Annotated in this window: 22 protein-coding genes and 1 pseudogene; 7 read left to right on the forward strand and 16 right to left on the reverse strand. The window is 66.0% G+C overall.

Annotation, left to right across the window (positions count from 1 at the left end; translation table 11 throughout):
• Positions 1-38 precede the first annotated feature (38 nt).
• The 5 genes and pseudogenes from ACFOM8_RS16240 to ACFOM8_RS16260 all read right to left on the reverse strand — a co-directional run.
• Positions 39-299 carry a hypothetical protein gene (locus tag ACFOM8_RS16240; RefSeq protein ID WP_377763086.1) on the reverse strand — a complete coding sequence of 87 codons (261 nt, stop codon included), beginning with the start codon at positions 297-299 and terminating at the stop codon, positions 39-41.
• Positions 299-1,366, reverse strand: a complete 1,068-nt coding sequence (locus ACFOM8_RS16245) for an ornithine cyclodeaminase (protein WP_377763087.1) — start codon at positions 1,364-1,366, stop codon at positions 299-301. The genes ACFOM8_RS16240 and ACFOM8_RS16245 overlap by 1 nt, the downstream gene beginning before the upstream one ends.
• 146 nt (positions 1,367-1,512) lie before the next feature.
• Entirely contained in the window at positions 1,513-1,905 is a 393-nt protein-coding gene (locus tag ACFOM8_RS16250) for a phosphotransferase (RefSeq protein WP_377763120.1), read from the reverse strand.
• Entirely contained in the window at positions 1,906-2,007 is a 102-nt protein-coding gene (locus ACFOM8_RS16255) for a hypothetical protein (protein WP_377763089.1), read from the reverse strand.
• A 74-nt stretch (positions 2,008-2,081) separates the two neighbouring features.
• Positions 2,082-2,192: pseudogene (locus ACFOM8_RS16260) on the reverse strand (hypothetical protein); the annotation flags it as partial.
• On the opposite strand from ACFOM8_RS16260, the gene ACFOM8_RS16265 reads away from it, so the two are divergent.
• Both ACFOM8_RS16265 and ACFOM8_RS16270 read left to right on the forward strand, forming a co-directional pair.
• Positions 2,145-2,381 carry a hypothetical protein gene (locus tag ACFOM8_RS16265; RefSeq protein ID WP_377763090.1) on the forward strand — a complete coding sequence of 79 codons (237 nt, stop codon included), beginning with the start codon at positions 2,145-2,147 and terminating at the stop codon, positions 2,379-2,381. The pseudogene ACFOM8_RS16260 and the gene ACFOM8_RS16265 overlap by 48 nt on opposite strands.
• Positions 2,382-2,933: 552 nt before the next feature.
• Positions 2,934-3,410 (forward strand): nucleoside deaminase, encoded by a 477-nt coding sequence (locus ACFOM8_RS16270; RefSeq protein ID WP_377763091.1) that lies wholly within the window; start codon positions 2,934-2,936, stop codon positions 3,408-3,410.
• Between the two features lie 60 nt (positions 3,411-3,470).
• Here the strand turns inward: ACFOM8_RS16270 and ACFOM8_RS16275 are convergent, their stop codons facing one another.
• Both ACFOM8_RS16275 and hppD read right to left on the reverse strand, forming a co-directional pair.
• The gene (locus tag ACFOM8_RS16275; protein ID WP_377763092.1) at positions 3,471-3,827 is read right to left on the reverse strand and encodes a Rieske (2Fe-2S) protein; all 357 of its coding nucleotides are present in this window, start codon (positions 3,825-3,827) and stop codon (positions 3,471-3,473) included.
• A 59-nt stretch (positions 3,828-3,886) separates the two neighbouring features.
• Positions 3,887-4,999, reverse strand: coding sequence for a 4-hydroxyphenylpyruvate dioxygenase (gene hppD / locus ACFOM8_RS16280; RefSeq protein ID WP_377763094.1), 1,113 nt, complete (start codon positions 4,997-4,999; stop codon positions 3,887-3,889).
• A gap of 121 nt (positions 5,000-5,120) precedes the next feature.
• Here hppD and ACFOM8_RS16285 point away from each other — a divergent pair, with 121 nt between their 5' ends.
• Positions 5,121-5,615 carry an Lrp/AsnC family transcriptional regulator gene (locus tag ACFOM8_RS16285; protein ID WP_377763096.1) on the forward strand — a complete coding sequence of 165 codons (495 nt, stop codon included), beginning with the start codon at positions 5,121-5,123 and terminating at the stop codon, positions 5,613-5,615.
• Between the two features lie 8 nt (positions 5,616-5,623).
• Here ACFOM8_RS16285 and ACFOM8_RS16290 read toward each other — a convergent pair whose 3' ends face one another.
• The 6 genes from ACFOM8_RS16290 to ACFOM8_RS16315 are packed head-to-tail and all read right to left on the reverse strand — an operon-like array spanning position 5,624 to position 11,098.
• Positions 5,624-6,151, reverse strand: coding sequence for a gamma carbonic anhydrase family protein (locus ACFOM8_RS16290; RefSeq protein ID WP_377763097.1), 528 nt, complete (start codon positions 6,149-6,151; stop codon positions 5,624-5,626).
• Between the two features lie 10 nt (positions 6,152-6,161).
• The gene (locus ACFOM8_RS16295; RefSeq protein ID WP_377763099.1) at positions 6,162-7,448 is read right to left on the reverse strand and encodes a TRAP transporter large permease; all 1,287 of its coding nucleotides are present in this window, start codon (positions 7,446-7,448) and stop codon (positions 6,162-6,164) included.
• Positions 7,445-7,981, reverse strand: a complete 537-nt coding sequence (locus ACFOM8_RS16300) for a TRAP transporter small permease (RefSeq protein WP_377763101.1) — start codon at positions 7,979-7,981, stop codon at positions 7,445-7,447. Before ACFOM8_RS16300 ends, ACFOM8_RS16295 begins: the two co-directional genes overlap by 4 nt.
• Positions 7,978-8,970, reverse strand: coding sequence for a TRAP transporter substrate-binding protein DctP (gene dctP, locus ACFOM8_RS16305; protein ID WP_377763103.1), 993 nt, complete (start codon positions 8,968-8,970; stop codon positions 7,978-7,980). The genes ACFOM8_RS16300 and dctP overlap by 4 nt, the downstream gene beginning before the upstream one ends.
• 32 nt (positions 8,971-9,002) lie before the next feature.
• A complete protein-coding gene (locus ACFOM8_RS16310; RefSeq protein ID WP_377763104.1) occupies positions 9,003-9,956 on the reverse strand; it encodes a hydroxymethylglutaryl-CoA lyase in 954 nt (317 codons plus the stop codon).
• Entirely contained in the window at positions 9,956-11,098 is a 1,143-nt protein-coding gene (locus ACFOM8_RS16315) for a CaiB/BaiF CoA transferase family protein (RefSeq protein WP_377763106.1), read from the reverse strand. The genes ACFOM8_RS16310 and ACFOM8_RS16315 overlap by 1 nt, the downstream gene beginning before the upstream one ends.
• A 103-nt stretch (positions 11,099-11,201) precedes the next feature.
• Here ACFOM8_RS16315 and ACFOM8_RS16320 point away from each other — a divergent pair, with 103 nt between their 5' ends.
• Positions 11,202-12,161: a LysR family transcriptional regulator gene (locus tag ACFOM8_RS16320; RefSeq protein WP_377763107.1), complete on the forward strand. Its 960-nt coding sequence runs from the start codon at positions 11,202-11,204 to the stop codon at positions 12,159-12,161.
• A 3-nt stretch (positions 12,162-12,164) separates the two neighbouring features.
• Here the strand turns inward: ACFOM8_RS16320 and maiA are convergent, their stop codons facing one another.
• The 3 genes from maiA to hmgA all read right to left on the reverse strand — a co-directional run bounded on the left by maiA (position 12,165) and on the right by hmgA (position 15,458).
• The gene (gene maiA / locus ACFOM8_RS16325) at positions 12,165-12,827 is read right to left on the reverse strand and encodes a maleylacetoacetate isomerase (RefSeq protein ID WP_377763109.1); all 663 of its coding nucleotides are present in this window, start codon (positions 12,825-12,827) and stop codon (positions 12,165-12,167) included.
• Entirely contained in the window at positions 12,824-14,029 is a 1,206-nt protein-coding gene (gene fahA, locus ACFOM8_RS16330; protein WP_377763111.1) for a fumarylacetoacetase, read from the reverse strand. Before fahA ends, maiA begins: the two co-directional genes overlap by 4 nt.
• Before the next feature lie 67 nt (positions 14,030-14,096).
• A complete protein-coding gene (gene hmgA / locus ACFOM8_RS16335) occupies positions 14,097-15,458 on the reverse strand; it encodes a homogentisate 1,2-dioxygenase (protein WP_377763112.1) in 1,362 nt (453 codons plus the stop codon).
• A gap of 99 nt (positions 15,459-15,557) precedes the next feature.
• On the opposite strand from hmgA, the gene ACFOM8_RS16340 reads away from it, so the two are divergent.
• The 3 genes from ACFOM8_RS16340 (at position 15,558) to ACFOM8_RS16350 (ending at position 18,444) form a co-directional block, all read left to right on the forward strand.
• Entirely contained in the window at positions 15,558-15,710 is a 153-nt protein-coding gene (locus ACFOM8_RS16340; protein ID WP_377763113.1) for a hypothetical protein, read from the forward strand.
• A gap of 210 nt (positions 15,711-15,920) precedes the next feature.
• The gene (locus tag ACFOM8_RS16345) at positions 15,921-16,955 is read left to right on the forward strand and encodes a LacI family DNA-binding transcriptional regulator (RefSeq protein WP_377763114.1); all 1,035 of its coding nucleotides are present in this window, start codon (positions 15,921-15,923) and stop codon (positions 16,953-16,955) included.
• A 223-nt stretch (positions 16,956-17,178) separates the two neighbouring features.
• Positions 17,179-18,444, forward strand: coding sequence for an ABC transporter substrate-binding protein (locus ACFOM8_RS16350; protein ID WP_377763115.1), 1,266 nt, complete (start codon positions 17,179-17,181; stop codon positions 18,442-18,444).
• Positions 18,445-18,488 lie beyond the last annotated feature (44 nt).

Here is an 18,488-nt window from a genome sequence, read left to right on the forward strand (position 1 = left end):
GGGACGCCGCTGGCGCAGCCGTTCCCGCGCCGTCCGCGTCACCCGGCGTCGTTCAAAGGCTGGACGGCCTTATCGCGATCCGGTCCAGGATTGCGGCGAAGATCCGCGCGCTCATCCCCGTCATGGCCGCACTGGTGGCCCCGCCCCGCCACGGCGGACCGATGGGGGACATCGGCCAGATCCTCGATGGGCAGGCCGTCCGGTTCGCAGCGCAGCAGGATCCGCGGGCCGGGCTTGCCGAGGGGCAGGGTTCCGGCAGCCAGAGTTCGGGCGGCCAGGGTTCGGGCAGCCAGGGTCATCAGGCGGCCGCCACGGCCTTGCCATAGCGTTCGATCATGCCGAACAGATCGCGAGGATCGTCGGGATCGGCCAGCAGGTCCAGCATCTGGTGGCCCGCGCCCGATCCCAGCAGATCCTTGAGATAGCGCAGCGCGCTGAAGTCCTCGGTCGCGAACCCGACCGAATCGAACAGCGTGATCTGCTTGTCGTCGCGGCGGCCAGGATTCTTGCCCGCCAAGACCTGCCAGATCTCGGTCACCGGGTGATCGGCGTCGAGCTGCTGGATCTCGCCCTCGATCCGGGTTTGCGCGGAGTATTCCACAAAGATGTCCGAGCGCGTCAGAATGTCCCGGTGCAGTTCGGTCTTGCCCGGGCAGTCGCCGCCGATCGCGTTGATGTGGACCCCGCTGCCCACCATGTTGTCGGTCAGGATGGTCGCATACTGCTTGTCCGCCGTGCAGGTGGTGATGATCTGCGCGCCCTCGATGGCCTGTTCGGCCGAGGTGCAGGGAACCACCGCCAGCCCCTTGCCCGCCAGGTTCCGGGCGGCTTTCCCGGTGGCCTTGGGGTCGATGTCGTAAAGGCGGACCGTGTCGATGCCGCAGATGGCCTTGAAGGCGAGGCACTGGAACTCGGACTGGGCGCCGTTGCCGATCATCGCCATGACCTTTGCGCCCTTTGGCGCCAGGTGTTTCGCCGCCAGGGCCGAGGTCGCCGCCGTGCGCAGCGCGGTCAGGATGGTCATCTCGGTCAGCAGGACGGGATAGCCGGTCTCCACGTCCGACAGCACCCCAAAGGCCGTGACGGTCTGCCGTCCGGTCTGGAAGTTCCTGGGATGGCCGTTGACGTATTTGAAGCCGTAGCTGCGCCCGTCCGATGTGGGCATCAGCTCGATCACCCCTTCCGAGGAATGCGCCGCGATGCGGGGCGTCTTGTCGAACTGTTCCCAGCGGCGAAAGTCGTCCTCGATATACCGCGCCAGATCGATCAGCATGCGCTCGATCCCTTGCTCCAGCACGATCTTCATCATGGCCTCGACGCTGACGAACGGAACAAGGCTCATGGGACCGGGGGCGGGCAACGGCATTGCTTCTCTCCTGAAACAGTTACACCAGGGCACGAGGGCGGCCCCCGTGGCGGCACCGGCGCGATGCCGGCGACCATCTTACAACAGATGACTGACTTCCCGCAAACGGCCGGCAATCCTCGCCGTCACGCCGTCGCCGACGGCGGTCACGATCCCCGCGCCCTCCCGCCCCGACACGAAGGGAAAGCGGACCGGATAAAGACCGGACCGGAAAACGGCCTTGCCACGAAGCCCAGGTCGGCCAGGGGGTGGCCGATGGTGGACAATTCCCAGTCCAGAACGGCGAGGATGCGCGGTTCGGTGGGATGGACCAGCATGTTGCCCAGGCGGAAATCGCCATGCGCGATCGAGGACAGTCCGTCGTCAGCGGGCTGCCTCGCGGCCAGCTTTTCGGACAGCGCAAGAAGCGGCGCGTCGCCCGCAAAGCTCGACGCCGTCAGCCGGCTGGTCCAGCGGTGCGACTGACGCGCGAAGTAGGCCCCCGGACGGCCATAGTCCGCCACATCGACCTGGCGGACTTGGCGGACCTGGCGGTAGATTCATTCCAGCACCGTGTCCTTGGAATACCCCCGCGCCCCGTTGATCTGGATGCCGGTGTCGGCCGCCCGGTGCAGCAGGTTGGCGACGTGGATCTTGGCCATGGAAACCTCCTTCTGCGCAAAGCCGCGCGCATGACAAGAAGCCGGCCGATCTCGATGTCGGCGGCAAGCGTCCCGAGCATGATCTGCACGCTTTCGCGATCGAACAAACGGACGCCGAACCCTTCGCGGCGGCCGGCATGGTCGCGGGCGATCTCGACGCGGCGGGCAAGGCCCAGCCACCGCATCCAATGGGTCAGGCGAGCGATGCCCAGACGGGTTTGGACGACCTTCGGGCCGCGGTCTTCCTTCGGCAGGAGGTTCGCGGCGGGGATGCGCAGGCCGTCGAATTCCAGTTCGCAATCTCCTCGGCGTTGGCGCGGGTCGCGGCCTCCACCGCCATGCCGACCCCCTCGGCCGTGGTGTCGGGCATCTGAGAGATGCGGGTGTCGCGCGCGGGATTGATCACGTCCATCAAGTCGCCGCCGCTGCCCTCGACAAAGCGGCCATTCCCGAAACTCTGGTGGACCGTCGTTGAATGCTCCTCTCTTTGATCCCCGGCCCTTCCATGAGGCCAGCGATCCGTTCCCCCGCATAAAGACCAAGCTATCGGTTATGGATTCTGAATTCGATAGTTCTATCGCCCATCGGCGTGCAGACGGCTGCGGCCCCCGGCGTAATCTGACGCGGCTGGCGGCCTGCCGCGCCATGGTGCCGCCCGATGTCGGGCGCCTGGACACGCGGGCAACCGGATCGTGTTCGGAAGCGGCGGCGTGATGCCGGATCCCGTCCGCGGTGCGATGGGCGCGGACAGCGGGAAAGGATGCTCGGTCTTGCATCTGCGGCCTTCCGACCGGCGCGCGTGGGCGTCCGCATGGCGCCGAAATGATCTTTCCGCGGGGTTTGCCGGCGGCGCGGGCCGGGGGGCCGTTGCGGTCAGAGACGTTTTCTGCGACGGTTCGCCTGCATCGCTCTTGCAAGGAAGCCCGATGATCGACGACATCGACCGCCAGCACCTGCGACGCTGCCTGGAACTGGCGGCTCAGGCGCTTGCCGGCGGAAACGAGCCTTTCGGATCGGTGCTCGTGTCCTCGGACGGGCGGATCCTGTTCGAGGATCACAACCGCATCGCGGGCGGCGATCACACCCGGCACCCGGAATTCGCCATCGCCCGGTGGGCGGCCGGCAACATGACCGCGCAGGACCGTGCCGAGGCGACGGTTTACACGTCGGGCGAACACTGCCCGATGTGCGCGGCGGCGCATGGCTGGGTGGGCCTCGGCCGCATTGTTTATGCAAGTTCGGCGGCGCAGATGACGCAATGGCTGTCGGAACTGGGCATTCCCGCGCTCCGGGTGCGGCCGCTGCCCATTTCCGAGGTCATCCGCGACACCAAAGTCGACGGTCCGGTCGAGGAGTTCGCGCAGCAGGTCCGCGCGCTTCACGTCCGGTCCCGCTCCGGCTGACTTGGCCCATGTCCCGGACGATGCCGGAGGGCGCGCGCGCCCGCGGCACCGCCTTGCAGGTCATTCCCCGCCGATAACCACCATGCCGTTCTCGATCCTGACCGGAACGCTGTCCAGCCCGCAATCCGCGCCCGCCACGGCGGTGCCGGTCAGGATGTCGAAGCGCGCGCCGTGGGCGGTGCACATCAGCATGGTGCCGTCGGCGGACAGAAGCTGGTCACCGCGATAGTCCAGCGGCAGATACTGGTGCGGGCAGGCGTTCACATAGGCGCGCAGGCCGTCGCCCGTGCGCACCACCAGCAGCGGGAAGGCGCCCCGTCCGGTCGTCACCGTCAGCGACAGCGCGCCGCCCACCTGCGCGGCCTCGCAGACAGGGGTGCCCGGCGCGGGGGCGGATGAGTAATCGGTCCAGGCCATTCGCGTGATCCCATGGAAAACCCGCCCGCAGGCCGCGGGCGGGTCATGCCGTTGCCGGATTATTCGGCGGGCGTGGCGTTCAGCACGCCGCGGCGCACCTGGTCTTCCTCGATCGACTCGAACAAGGCGCGGAAATTGCCCTCGCCGAAGCCGTCGTCGCCCTTGCGCTGGATGAACTCGAAAAAGATCGGTCCGATCACGGTTTTCGAGAAGATCTGAAGCAGGATCCGGGTTTCGCCGCCGCCGACCACGCCTTCGCCGTCGATCAGGATGCCGTGCTTCTTCATGCGCTCGATGGGTTCCTCGTGGCCCTTCACCCGCTTGTGCGACATCTCGTAATAGGTGTCGGGCGGTCCCGGCATGAACTCCATCCCCGCATCGCGGATCCGGTCGGTGCCGGAATAGATGTCCTCGGTGGCGATGGCGATGTGCTGGATGCCCTCGCCCTTGTATTCGCGCAGGTATTCCTCGATCTGGCTGTGATCGTCGGTGGATTCGTTGATGGGGATGCGGATCTTGCCGTCGGGGCTGGTCAAGGCCCGGCTGACAAGGCCGGTCTGCTTGCCCTTGATGTCGAAATACTTGATTTCGCGGAAATTGAACGTGTCGTGGTAGAACTTGTACCAGGTGTCCATGTTGCCCCGGATCACGTTGTGCGTCAGATGGTCGAGGTAGTAGAAGCCAAAGCCCTCGGGGCGCGGGTTCGCCTCGCCCAGCCAGTCGTAATCGGCGTCATAGGCGCTGCCCGTCTCGCCATAGGCGTCGATGAAATACAGAAGCGAACCGCCGATGCCGTAAACGGCGGGCGCCTCGATCGACTTGCCGGACCCTGTGTATTCGGTGGCGCCCAGATCCAGCGCGCGCTTCAGCGCGACCTGCGCATCGACCACCCGCCAGGCCATCGCGGGCGCGCAGGGGCCGTGCTCGGCCACGAAACCGGCCGCATGGCCGTTCGCATCGGCGTTCAGCAGATAATTGATGTCGCCCTGGCGATACAGCGTGATGTCCTTGGTCTTGTGCCTGGCGACCGGCGTGAAGCCCATCTGCCGGAAGATGCGGTCCAGAACCTCGGGGTTCGGGTGGGCGTATTCGACGAACTCGAAGCCGTCGGTGCCGGCGGGGTTGATGTCGCTGATCGTGGCCTTGGGGGCATTGTGCGGAAACGGTCCCATGCGCGCTCCTCCTGTTCGTTGCGGTTCTGTATCAGAATGCCATGATTTCCGTGCGAAAGGCTTGCATATTCATAAGGAATGGGAAGATCTTTGCACGAACTGCGCATGAAATACGGAAAGGATGCACGATTTGAAACTGGACAGCTTCGACATCGCAATCCTGACCGCCTTGCAACGCGACGGCGCGCTGACCAATGCGGCCCTGGCCGAGATCGTCAAGCTGTCGCCGTCCCAATGCTCGCGCAGGCGCGCGGCGCTGGAGGAGGCGGGCGTGATCGAGGGGTATTCGGCGCGGCTCGGCGCGGCCAAGCTGGGCTACGGATTGCGCGCGATCATCCGCGTGAACCTGTCCAGCCACGGTCAGCGCAAGGAAGACGACTTCGCGCGCTTTGTCGCCACGCATCCGCAGATCCGGTCGGCCTTTTCGGTGTCGGGCGATGCGGATTATGTCCTGGACGTGCGCGTCCGCGACCTGGACGCCTTTGCCGATTTCGTGCACCGGCACCTGCTGCCCCATCCCCAGGTGTCCCAGGTCCGGTCCGAGATCGTGCTGAAGACGCTGAAGGACGATGGGGGCGTCGCGCCCGGCCTGGTCGCGACGCCCCCGCCGTCCTGACGGCTGCGTCAGATGCTTGTCATGCCGTCCGCGAAGCGCCGCCAGTTGGCGACATAGCGCGCGGCGGATTCCAGCAGGCCCTGCCGGGCGGCGTCGTCCAGTTCGCGCACCACCTTGGCGGGGCTGCCCATGACAAGGCTGCCGTCGGGGATCTCCTTGCCCTCGGTGACAAGGGCGCCCGCGCCGATCAGGCAGCCGCGGCCGATCCGGGCGCCGTTCAGGATGATGGCGCCCATGCCGATCAGCGATCCGTCGCCGATGGTGCAGCCGTGGACGATGGCGCGATGTCCTACCGTCACGTCCGCGCCGATAGCCGCTGGAAAGCCCGGATCGGCGTGGATGATCGCATGGTCTTGGATGTTGGTGCGGGCGCCCAGGGTGATCGGCTCGTTGTCGCCGCGCAGGACGGCGCCGAACCAGATGCCGACCTCGGGGCCGATCGTCACGTCGCCCACAACGGTGGCGGACGGCGCGACCCAGTAGTTGCCTTCGTCCGGCAGGCGCGGCTGGAGGTCGTTCAGGCCGTGGATGCTCATCCCGTTTCCTTCAGAACTTGTAGCCCGCGAGGCGCGGCAACCATGTCGCCAGGTCGGGCAGGGCCATGATGGTCAGCATTCCGCCGATCATCAACAGCACGAAGGGCGCGGCGCCCCGGATCACGGTGGACAGCGGACTGCCAGTGATACCCTTGATGACGAACAGGTTCATGCCGACGGGCGGGGTGATCATCGCCAGTTCCAGGTTGATCATCAGCAGCACGCCGTACCAGATCAGGTCGATGTCCAGCGCGATCAGCGCCGGCAGCAGGATCGGGGTGGTGATCAGGATAATGGCGATGCTTTCCAGAAACATCCCCATCACGAAGATCATCGCCATGACGACCAGCATGAACGCCAGGGGCGTCAGGTTCATCGCCACGATCAGTTCCGACACCTGGTTCGGCAGGCGGATGATGGTGATCGCGTTGCCGAACACCGCCGCGCCCGCGATGATGGCGAAAACCATCAGCGAGGTCATAACCGTATCCTTCAGGCAGACCGCCAGGACGCGCGGCCCGAGGTTGCGGTAAACCAGAGCGCCCACCAGCAGGGCGTAAAGGCAGCCCACGGCGGCGGCCTCGGTCGCGGTGAAGATGCCCAGATAGATCCCGCCCATCACCACGGGCGGCATCAAAAGCGCCCAGATCGACCTGGACATGGCGCGCCAGACGGCCCGCCAGCCGGGAAACGGCGCCTGTTCGATCCGGCCCGACTTGCGCGCGCCGATCAGGCAGAAGACCGCGAAAGCCAGCGCCAGCAGCAGGCCGGGGATGATGCCCGCCAGGAACAGCGCCCCGATCGAGGCGTTGGCGACCACCGCATACAGGATCATCGGTCCCGACGGCGGGATCAGGATGCCCAGCGTGCCCCCCGCCGCGACCAGGCCCAGGGCGCTGCGTTCGGGAAAGCCGTAGCGCCGCATCTGCGGGATCGCGGTTTGGCCGATGGAGACGGCGGTCGCGACGGACGAACCCGAGATCGCGGCGAAGATCGTGCAACTGAGGATGGTCGCCACGCCGATGCCGCCCTTCACATGGCCGATCAGCGTGTTGGCCATGCCGAACAGGTCGTCGACCGCGCCCGACCGGATCATCAGCTGCGCCATCAGGATGAACAGCGGAATGGTCAGCAGCACCGGCGAATTGAGATGCGCGAACACCGTGTCGGCCACGCTCTCGACCGAGCCTTCGGCCAGGAACAGCACGGCCGAGCCGGTCAGCAGCAGGGCCGCGAAGATCGGGATGCCCGACAAAAGCAGCGCGATCAGGCCGATAACGATCAGGATGCCGGTCATTTTTCGTCTCCCCGGACGGCGCGCAGCAGGCGGATCAGCGCGGCAAGGCCCAGAACGATGCCGCCCGGCACCATCGGCGCCTGGACCCACCAGACCGGGATTTCCAACGGGCCGGTGGAATAGGTGCCGAAGTCGCGGTTGAACAGCACGGTGTGCCAGGCCGACCAGGTGAGGATCGCGGCGCAGGCCAGCACGCAAAGCGCGGCCCAGATTTCGAAGCCCCGCCCGGCGCGCGGCCCGGCCGAGGCGGTCAGGATGTCCACGCCGATATGCTGGTCCAGCAGCAGCGCGCTGCCAAGGCCGCAGCAGGCGATGGCGACCACCAGATAGCCGGTCAGTTCGTCCACCCCGTTCAGCGGCGCGCCCAGCAGGTAGCGATAAAAGACCGCGACCACCACCGCCGCGAAGCCCACCGCCACAAGCGCCGCCGACACGGCGGCAAGCGCGTGGATCGGCCAGGCCAGCACGGTCCAGACCGAACCGTGCCGTTCCGCCGCAACCTTGTGGCCTTGGGACGGATGCGCCATCGTCATTGCACCATCCCGTCCACCAGCTTCAGCAGCTCGGTTCCGGCCTCGCCGCCTTCCTCGGCAAAGGCCGCGTCGAAGGCGGGCTGCATCACGGCGCGCATCGCCTCGTTCTCCTCGGGGGTGGCGACATGCAGCGTGACGCCCTCGGCCTCGAGCAGGCCCGGCGCGGCCTGTTCGGCGGCCAGGCCGTCCTCGACAGCCCAGACGGCGGCCTTCCGCCCGGCCTCGTCCAGGGCGGCCTTTTGCGCATCGGTCAGGCCGTCGTAAAAGGCCCCGTTCATGTAGCCGTTGAAAAAGACCGAGATGACGGGCGTCACCGTCATGTGGTCCTGCACCTCATAGTATTTGCGGGCATGGGCGGCGGCGACATCGGTGATGGCCGCGTCGATGACGCCGGTGGACAGGGCCTGATAGACTTCGGAGCCCGGCATCGAACTGGTCGCCGCGCCCATGGCGGTCAGGCCGGTGTCGAAGGCCGGGTTCAGCCCGCGGATCTTGATGCCCGCGAAATCAGCGGGCGCAATCAGAGGCTTGTCGTTCGAGGTGAAGACGCTCATCCGGGTCTGGAACAGCCAGGCGATGTTCTTCAGCCGCTTTTCCTCCATCAGCCCCTCCAAAAAGGCGGCGGGTTCCGATCCGGGCCAGTTGCGCCAGATTTCGGGATCGCTGAAGGCATAGGGGCGCAGGGTCACGTTCATGGCGGGCAGGGTCTTGCCCCACTGGAAATTGACCGAGAAGGCGCATTCGAAGCTGCCCTTGGCGACCGAGGGAATGTTCTCCTCGGGCTTGGCCAGGGCGTTGGCGCCGAAGATCTGAACGTCCAGTTCGCCGTTCGACAGCGTTTCGACCTCGGCGGCCCAGCGTTCGACGACCTTGGCGACCTCGTGCTGGGGCGGCAGCTGGTGGCTGCACCGGATGGGCGTTTCGGCCAGGGCCGGGACGGCGGTCAGCGCGGCCAGGGCCGTGCCGGCAAGGATCGTGCGTGCGTTCATGTGGGTTCCTCCTCCCCTTGATCGGTGTCAGGTCAGGCCGCGCGGGCCTGCCAGGTCATTCCCTTGGGCGGCCCGGCCTGGGCCAGGGTGCCGTGCAGCGTTTCGTCGGGCATTTCGCGGGACAGGATCTCGCGGACGGCGATGACCTCCTCCAGGTCGATGCCGGTGCGGATGCCCGCGGTCTCGAACAGATAGACCAGATCCTCGAAGACGACGTTGCCGGTGGCGCCCGGCGCGAAAGGGCAGCCGCCCAGACCCGCCAGCGAGGCGTCGAAGACCCGCGCCCCGGCGTCGTAGGCCGCCAGGGCATTGGCAAGGCCCATGCCGCGCGTGTCGTGCAGGTGGACGACATAGGGCCTGCCGCCCATCAGCGCGGTCATGCGGCGGCACAGATCCGCGATCTGGCGCGGCCCGCCATAGCCCACGGTGTCCGCGATGCCGACCAGATCGGCGCCCGCCTCCAGGCAGGCCGCGGCCAGCCGCTCGACCTCGGCGGGATCGACCGCGCCCGACAAGGAACAGCCGGTCGCCATAGCGATGCCCACGTTGATCAGCGTGGCCGATCCGGCATCATCGCGCAGGCGCACGGTGCCCGCGATCTCGGCCAGGGACTGTTCGCGCGGGCGGCGGGCGTTGGCCATGTTGTGCGCCTCGGTCGCGGACATCACCACGGTCAGTTCCGTCACGCCCGCCGCCAGCGCGTCGCGCGCGCCGCGTTCGTTCAGTGCCAGCCCCAGCGAATGGGCGCCCAGGCCGTTGACCAGATCGGCCAGCGCGCGCACGTCGGCGAACTGCGGAAAGCGGCTGGCGGGCAGGAACGAGCCCACCTCGAAATGGCGCACGCCTGCGGCATGTTCGCGCCGGATCCAGTCCGACTTGGCGGCGGTCGAGGGGAAGGCTTTCGTCAGTTGCAGCCCGTCGCGCAGGCCCACTTCGCGCAAGGCCACCTGTCCCGCCGGATAGACGCGTTCCACATCGGCCGCCATCACGCGCGCTCCATCTGCGGCAGGGCGGACAGGACTTCGGCAGTGTGCTGTCCGACCGACGGCAGGTCGGCATCGGCGGGCACGGGCGACGTGCCGTCGACCGAGAAGGGCAGGCCCGGCGCCCGAAAATCCTTCTTGTCGGCATAGCGCGACTGGATCAGCCCGCCGGGGCGCGTGACGTGGGGGTCGTCATACATCTCGGCCGGGCGGGCGATGGGGGAACACAGCAGCCCAGCGGCATCGCAGGCGGCCAGCAGGTTGGCGTAATCGCGCGCGGCGACCGCCTCGGCCACGACCGGCAGGGTCCAGCTTCGCGCGGCGATCTGGTCGGGACGGGTCTGAAGGCGGGGGTCGGACAGCAGCGCCTCAAGCCCCAGCACGCGGCAGAGCGCGGCCCACTGCGTTTCCGTCACCGCGCCCAGGAAGATCTGGCGCCCGTCGCGGGTCTGGAAGATGTCGTAGACCGGCCAGGAAAAGACGCGTTCCGGCATCGGGGGGCTTTCGGTGCCCTCGATGTCGAACTGCACCATGTGCTGTGCGACCAGCAAAAGGCAGTTCTCGAACAGGCCCGACCGCACTACGCTGCCGTGGCCGTCGCGGCCCCGCGCGATGATCTGGCCCAGGACGCCATAGGCCGCGAACAGCCCGCCCATGATGTCGTTGGCCGAAGACCCGATCCGCAGCGGACGCCCGGTCGGTCCGGTCATGTAGGCCATGCCGGTCATCATCTGCACCAGCTCGTCCATGGCGGCGCGGTTTTCGTAAGGGCCTTCCAGGAAGCCCTTGCAGGAGGCCACGATCAGGCGCGGAAACCGCCTGCGCAGGCTGTCAGGATCGAGGCCCATCCTGGCCAGGCTTTCGCTGCGGAAGTTTTCCACGAACACGTCCGCCGTGGCCAGCAGCCGTTCCAGGTCGGCGCGGCCTTCCGGCGCCTTGATGTCAAGCACCACGGATTTCTTGCCCCGGTTGAAGGTCGGAAAGAAGCCCGCGCCCATGCCGGTCAGGTTGCGGGTCTTGTCGCCCTCGGGCGGCTCGATCTTGATGACCTCGGCGCCCAGAAAGGCCAGGAACATCCCGCAGGACGGCCCCATGACCATGTGGCTCATCTCGACGACGCGGATGCCGTCCAGGGGCAGTTTCATCGGCTTTCCTCCCATGTCTCGGGGTGGAAGGTGCCAAGCCGGGGGGCTTCACACAAATAGAAGATTCAGATATGCGATTTCTGAAAATCAGAAGGCTGCACCGATGCCGTTGAGCCTGCGCCAGCTTCGCTATTTCGCCCGGATCGCCCGGACCGGCGTGATGGGCCACGCGGCCGAGGAACTGGGCGTCGCCCAATCCGCGCTGAGCCACCACATGTCCGAGCTTGAGGCGCAACTGGGCGTGCGGCTGTTCGACCGCCGCCCGCGCGGCGTGACGCTGACCCCCGCGGGCGAGCGGCTGCTGGATCATGCCCAGGCGATCCTCGGGGCTCTCGAGCGCGCCGAGACCGATGTCCGCGACTTCAGGGAACAGGCCTCCGGTCCGTTCGTGCTGGGCCTGTGCCACACCGCGACCGAGGTGGCGGCCCTGACCATCATGCGGCGGGCGGCCGACCAGCTGCCCGGGATGCACCTGACCATTGTCGAAGGCGTCAGCGGCAACCTGCTGGCGATGATGCTGCGGGGCGAGATCGACCTGGCGGCGGCCTATCAGCCGCCCGACGACAGCCGGTTCGAGGTCCGGCCGATCCTGAACGAGCATCTTTATCTTGTCGGTCTTCCGCAGATGATCGGTCCCCAGGACGCCCCCATATCCTTTGAAGACCTGCCGCAGGGAAAGGTGCTGGCGCTGAACCTGGTCCGTTCCTCGCGTTCGATCATCCACAGCCAGTTCCTGCGCCGCCAGATCACCCCGCATCCGCAGCTCGAGATCGAGTCGCTCAGCGCGCTGGTTCAGGCGATGCGGGCGGGACTGGGCTGTTCGATCCTGGCCCGCGCGACGGTGGCCGGGGATCTGGCCAGGGGCAGCCTTCACGCCCGCAAGATCATCGAGCCCGAGCTGAACCGCAGCCTTTATCTTGTCTCGAGGGCGCACCAGCCCAGGCGGCGGGTGGACGACGAGATGGCCGGTCTGGTTCTTGCCGTCCTGGCCGAAGCCGTGGCCGAGGGACGGTGGCCCGGGGAAAGCCTGGCGGGTCCGGGTCGGCAGGCCGGGCGGCCATGACCGTCATCGTCGGGGACCGACAGCCTGGGTCTTGTGTGGGTCGAAGCGGTCTGGATGGGCTTGGGCGAAGGCCGGCAGTGCGGCACAGTTTTCTGCCACGGCGCTGATGCGAGGCAGGTGGTCGAAGGGCACGTCCCAGCGTGCGGCGTTGTAAAGCTGCGGGATCAGGGTGCAGTCGGCCATGGTGGGGGCATGGCCGTGGCAGAAGCGGCCGGTGAAGGCGGGGTGGTCCAGCAGCGCCTCGAAGGCATCCAGCCCCGATGCGATGGTGTCGCGGTTCCAGGCGGCGCGCGCCTCGGGTCCGGCAAGCGCCTCGACACGCTTCAAGGTGCGCAGGTTCGCGATCGGGTGGATTTCGCTGGCGATCGCTTGCGAGAGGGCGCGGACCCGCGCCCGGGCCATGGGGTGTGGCGGCAGGAGCGGCGGTTCGGGCCGGGTCTCGTCCAGGTAGTCGATGATCGCCAGGGATTGCGTCAGGACCAGTCCGTCGATCTCCAGCGCGGGCACCAGACCTTGCGGGTTCAATGCCAGATGCGCCGGGCTGCGCTGCTCGCCCGCAACCAGATCGACAGGCACCCGTTCGTAAGCGATGCCCTTGAGATTCAGCGCGATCCGCACCCGGTAGGATGCGGAAGACCGCCAATAGTCGTGCAGCGCCGTGGTCACGGCCGCGCGGGCAGGATGCGCCCGGTGCAGGGACCGAAGCCGATGCGGTAGCCCTCGCCCCGGGCTTCGGCGAACAGCGCCACCTCGTCGCCGTTCTCCAGAAAGGTGCGGGCCTCGCCGTTGACCGTGACGGGGGTCTTGCCGCCCTCCGTCATCTCCAGCAGCGCGCCGGTCTGGTCGGGCGCGGGGCCGCTGATGGTGCCGGAACCCAGCAGGTCGCCCACCCGCATCGGGCAGCCCGAACTGGTGTGATGGGCCAGCTGCTGGGCGCTGGAATAATACATGACGTTGTAGTTCGTGCGCGCCATGACCTGCCCGTTCAGGGTCCAGCCGATCTCCAGATCGTAAAGGCCGGGCCGGCTTTCCTGTAGGTAGGGCAGCAGCGGGTTCACCCGTTCGGGGCCCGGGCTGCGGAACGGCTCCAGCGCGGCCTGGGTGACGATCCACGCCCCGATGGTGGTGCCGAGCGCCTTGGACTGGAACGGCCCCAGCGGCTGGTATTCCCAGGCCTGCACGTCGCGCGCCGACCAGTCGTTCAGCAGCACATAGCCGAAGATCATGTCCTCGGCCTCCTCCACGCTGACCCGCTCGCCCATGGCGCTGTCCGCGCCCACGACCGCGCCCAGCTCCAGCTCCAGATCCAGCCGCTCGCAGGGCGCCCAGCGGGGACCGGTCTCGCCCTTCAGCTGTCCCATCGGCCGGCGGATCGGCGTGCCCGAGACCACCACGGACGAGGCCCGGCCGTTGTAGCCGATGGGCATGTGCGTCCATTGCGGCGGCAGGGCGTTCTCCGGCCCCCGGAACAGCACGCCCACGTTGAAGGCATGGTTCTTCGAGGCGTAGAAGTCGGTGTATTCGGTGACCCGGACCGGCAGGTGCAGCGTGGCGTCAGCCATCCGCACCAGCGGCAGGTCGCGGTTGCCATCTTCGGCAAGCAGTTCGGTTAATCTTGCCCGAACCTCGTTCCACTTGGCGCGGCCAAGGGCCATGAAGCCGTTGAGCTGCGGCTGCGCGAAGGTGCCTCCGGCATCCAGCAGCCCCTGCGCCTCGCAACCCGCAAGGTCCAGGATCATGTCGCCGATGGCCGCCCCGCAGCGCGGCGCCTCGTCCGCTGTCGAGAAGACGCCGTAAGGCAGGTTGTTCAGGGGAAAGGGACAGTCCGCCACGTTGGCGCTTTCGACCCAGGACCGGATCAGGGCCATGACCGGCCTCCTTGTTTTCTGTGCAAGCATCTTGGAACGGGGGGCGTGTTACCTTCGGCAGGGCGCGTCACTTCAGCCCGGGCGTGCCGTCGAACTTCTTTTCCAGCCGTTGCCAGACCTCCATGTATTCCTGCTGCATGGGCGCTTCCTTGGCGGCGTATTCGGTCAGATGCTGGGGAAAGCGCGTTTCGAACATGAAGGACATGGTGTTGTCGAGCTTCTCGGGCTTCAGCTCCGCGTTGGATGCCCCCTCGAAGGCGTCGCGGTCCGGCCCGTGCGGCAGCATGCAGTTGTGCAGGCTGATGCCGCCGGGCGCGAAGCCCTGCGGCTTGGCGTCGTAGATGCCGTAGATGTTGCCCATCAGTTCGGACATGATGTTCTTGTGGTACCAGGGCGGGCGGAAGCTGTGTTCGGCCACCATCCAACGTTCGCGGAACAGCACGAAGTCGATGTTGGCGGTGCCCTCCTGCCCCGAGGGCGCGGTCAGCACCGTGAAGATCGACGGGTCGGGATGGTCGAACAGGATCGCGCCCACCGGCGAATAGGTGCGCAGGTCGTATTTGTAGGCGCAGTAGTTGCCGTGCCAGGCCACCACGTCCAGGGGCGAATGGCCGATAAAGGTCTCGTGGAACTGGCCGCACCACTTGATCACCACGCGCGAGCGGGTTTCCTTGTCCTCGAAGGCCGCGACGGGGCACTTGAAGTCGCGGGGGTTCGCCAGGCAGTTGGCGCCGATCGGGCCGCGGCCCGGCAGGTCGAACTTCTGGCCGTAGTTCTCGCACACGAAGCCGCGGGCCGGGCCTTCCAGCACCTCGACCCGGTAGACCAGGCCGCGCGGCAGGATGGCGATCTCCTTCGGCTCCAGGTCGATGACGCCCAGTTCGGTGCAGAAGCGCAGCCGGCCTTCCTGCGGGACCACCAGCAGTTCGCTGTCGGCCGAAAAGAAGTATTCGTCCACCATCGACTGCGTGACCAGATAGACGTGGGAGGCCATGCCCACCTGGATGTTCACGTCGCCCGCCGTGGTGATGGTGCGCATCCCCGTGATCCAGGTCAGGTTCTCGTCCGGCACCGGGATCGGATCCCAGCGGTATTGCCCCAGGCTGGTGACATTGGGCATCACGTTGGGCGCGGTTTTCCAGAAGGGCAGGTCGATGGGCGAAAAGCGTCCCGTGTGATGCACCGAGGGGCGGATGCGGTAACACCAGGTCCGCTCGTTCTGCCCGCGCGGGGCGGTAAAGGCGGTGCCCGACAGCTGTTCGGCGTAAAGGCCGTAGTTGCACTTTTGCGGGCTGTTCTGGCCCTGGGGCAGGGCGCCGGGCAGGGCCTCGGTCTCGAAGTCGTTGCCGAAGCCGGGCATGTAGCCTTCGTGCGTTCCCTGCGTTGCGGTCGCGCGGATCATGCCGTCGGGCAGCTGCTGGATCGTCATCGGCGTTCCTCCCCAAGTTCGTTGCTGATGCAATAACCATAACGTTGCTAAAGCAACGATGTCAAGGCCGAGGCAGGGCTGACGATCCCCGAATGGCGGGTGCTGGCCCATCTGGACGGCTGCGGCCCCGTCAGCGTGCGCGAGATCACCGCGCGGGTGAACTGGGCTTTTGATCTGGATGCAGCGGCAGGCTTGGTGGCGGCTTATTTCCAGAAGGCGCTTTCTTCATGCCGTAAAAGAAGCGGCAAGTGATTGACCCGTCATTGTTCCAGCCCAGGTTGTTTGATCCCGCGGTTTGATGGTGCGATCCTTTCTTGGGAACAAGGGAACAGCGCCGCAAGCGGTGCCGCGACCGCGATGTGATCCAACCTTTGCTTGCATCCCAGAGTGCTTTGGCGCAAAATTTACATGCGATAAAAAAGACCGCCGCGGTCTTCCTTTAGCCAGCTTGCAGGACCTCACATGGCAAAGCCTAAAGTGAACACGATGGAAGAACTGTCTCTGGCCATCGGTGTCTCTCGGCCCACCTTGTCCCGCTACTTCCAGGATCCGGCAAGCGTCCGGGACTCGACCGTCAAGAAGATCCAGCGCGGTCTTGAGGACGTGGACTACGTGCCGAACTTCTTCGCGACACGCCTGAACCGCAAGTCGACCGGGCTTATCGGCGTCATCATTCCTCACCTCAACGATCTGTTCTTCACCAGCCTTCTGGAAGTCATCCAGCAGTCTGCCAGGGCGCAGGGCTATACTGTCATCACGCAAAGCTCTCACGGGGATGCCGATCTTGAACAGCATGCCGCCGGCAAGCTCATGTCGATGAATGCCGACGGTGTCATCGTGGCACCCTTGGGGGAAGGCAGCTCGGCCAGAACATTCGAGCGGTTGATGACCAGCATGCCCCTGGTCTTCGTCGACTCCCACCTTCCCGACGCGCTTCCGGGCGTGCCGTTTGTCGGGACCGACAACACGCAGAGCATCTCGCTCATCCTCGATTATCTCTGCCAAGCTGGCGAAAGCCCACTCTTTCTCGGCATGCCAAAACTCAACTCCAATGCCATGGACCGGGAAGCGGCTTATCTGGCCGAGATGGAAAAGCGAGGACTCCGGTCCGAGATCGTTCCCGGCTCCAGCCAAACGGCAGGATGGGAGTTCGAGGCCTATGCCCACGATCTCATGGACGAGCATTTCAGCAACGGACGTTTCCGGACCGGCACCTTGCTGTGTGCCAATGACCGTCTGGCCATCGGCGCCCTCAGAGCGGCAAACCGGCACAGGCTCTTCAACCGGAGCGGCGGGTTGCGGATCGCCGGGCATGACGATCATCCCCTGAGCCGCTTCATGACCCCCTCCCTGACGACCGTCAAACAGCAGATCGACCGGATCGGCGAGGAGGCCGTCAGTATCCTGGCAGGCCTGATCTCCGACGGGCGACCAAGCCTGGAAGCCAAGGAAACGCGGATGTTCGAGACCACCCTGAGGGTTCGCGAGTCCGCCTGATCCCCCTTCTTGGGAATGCTTTGCTCACCGGAAGCGTAGCCTCGGCCGCAAACCGCTGCCTTGCCGGTCGGTCGGGTGTCTTTTCGCCCAATGCTGGTTCTTATGAAAACTTCTTGACGAACGACTCACTTTCCGGCAATTCTTTACGCACGTAAAAATGGGAGGAGAGACCATGAACGTGAAACGTGTCTTGTTTTCGTCGTGCGCCGCGGGATGTCTGGTCATGGCATCCGGCGTTCTGGCCTTTGCCGAGGAGATCACCGTCGCCACGGTGAACAACGGCGACATGATCATCATGCAGGAGCTGTCCTCGAAATGGGAGGAAGAGACCGGCAACACCGTCAACTGGGTCGTGCTTGAAGAAAACATCCTGCGCGAGCGCGTGACGACCGACATCGCCACGCAGGGCGGCCAGTACGACATCATGACCATCGGCTCCTACGAGGCGCCGATCTGGGGCAAGCAGGGCTGGCTGGTGCCGCTCGACGGGATCGAAGGCTACAACTACGACGATCTCATTCCCGCGGTGAGGACGGGCCTTTCCAGTGAGGGGACGCTTTACGCGCTGCCCTTCTACGCCGAAAGCTCGTTCACCATGTATCGCAAGGATCTGTTCGAGCAGGCTGGTCTGACGATGCCCGAGCAGCCGACCTATGCCCAGATCGCGGAATTTGCCGCCAAGCTCACGGACAAGTCCAAGGAACAGTACGGCATCTGCCTGCGCGGCAAGCCAGGCTGGGGCGAGAACATGGCGTTCTTCGGCACCCTGGTGAACACCAACGGCGGAGTGTGGTTTGACCAGAACTGGGTGCCGCAACTGGATCAGAAACCCTGGTCCGACGCGCTGACCTATTATCTTGATGTTATGACCAATTATGGTCCTCCGGGTGCGACCTCGAACGGCTTCAACGAAAACCAGGCGCTGTTCCAGACCGGCAAATGCGCGATGTGGATCGATGCCACCTCGGCCGCAGGACGCGTGTTCGATCCGGCCCAATCCCAGGTCGCCGAGAACGTGGGCTTCACCGTCGCCCCCATCGCCTCGGTCGACAAGGGCAATGCCTGGTTCTGGGCCTGGTCGCTGGCCATTCCGACCAGCTCCCAGAAAGCTGATGTGGCAAAGGACTTCATCGCGTGGGCAACCAGCGAGGAGTACGTGAACCTCGTCGGCGAGGAAAAGGGTTGGGTTGCGGTTCCGCCGGGAACCCGGATGTCAACCTATGCCAACCAGAACTACAAGGATGCCGCACCGTTTGCCGAAACGGTTCTGAACGCGATCCAGAACGCCGATCCGGCTGATGCGACCGCCGTTCCGGTCCCCTACACCGGCATCCAGTATGTCTCGATCCCGGAATTCCAGGGGATTGGCACGGCGGTGGGCCAGAACATCTCGGCCGCTCTGGCTGGGCAAATGTCTGCCCAGGATGCTCTGAATGCTGCGCAGGCCACTGCGACCCGCGAGATGACGCGCGCGGGCTACATCAAGTAACGAGTGGCGTTTTGCCGTGAAGCGCCGCCCGGCCTCCTCCTCCG

The organism is Paracoccus angustae, assembly GCF_042648745.1.
Taxonomy (GTDB): domain Bacteria; phylum Pseudomonadota; class Alphaproteobacteria; order Rhodobacterales; family Rhodobacteraceae; genus Paracoccus; species Paracoccus angustae.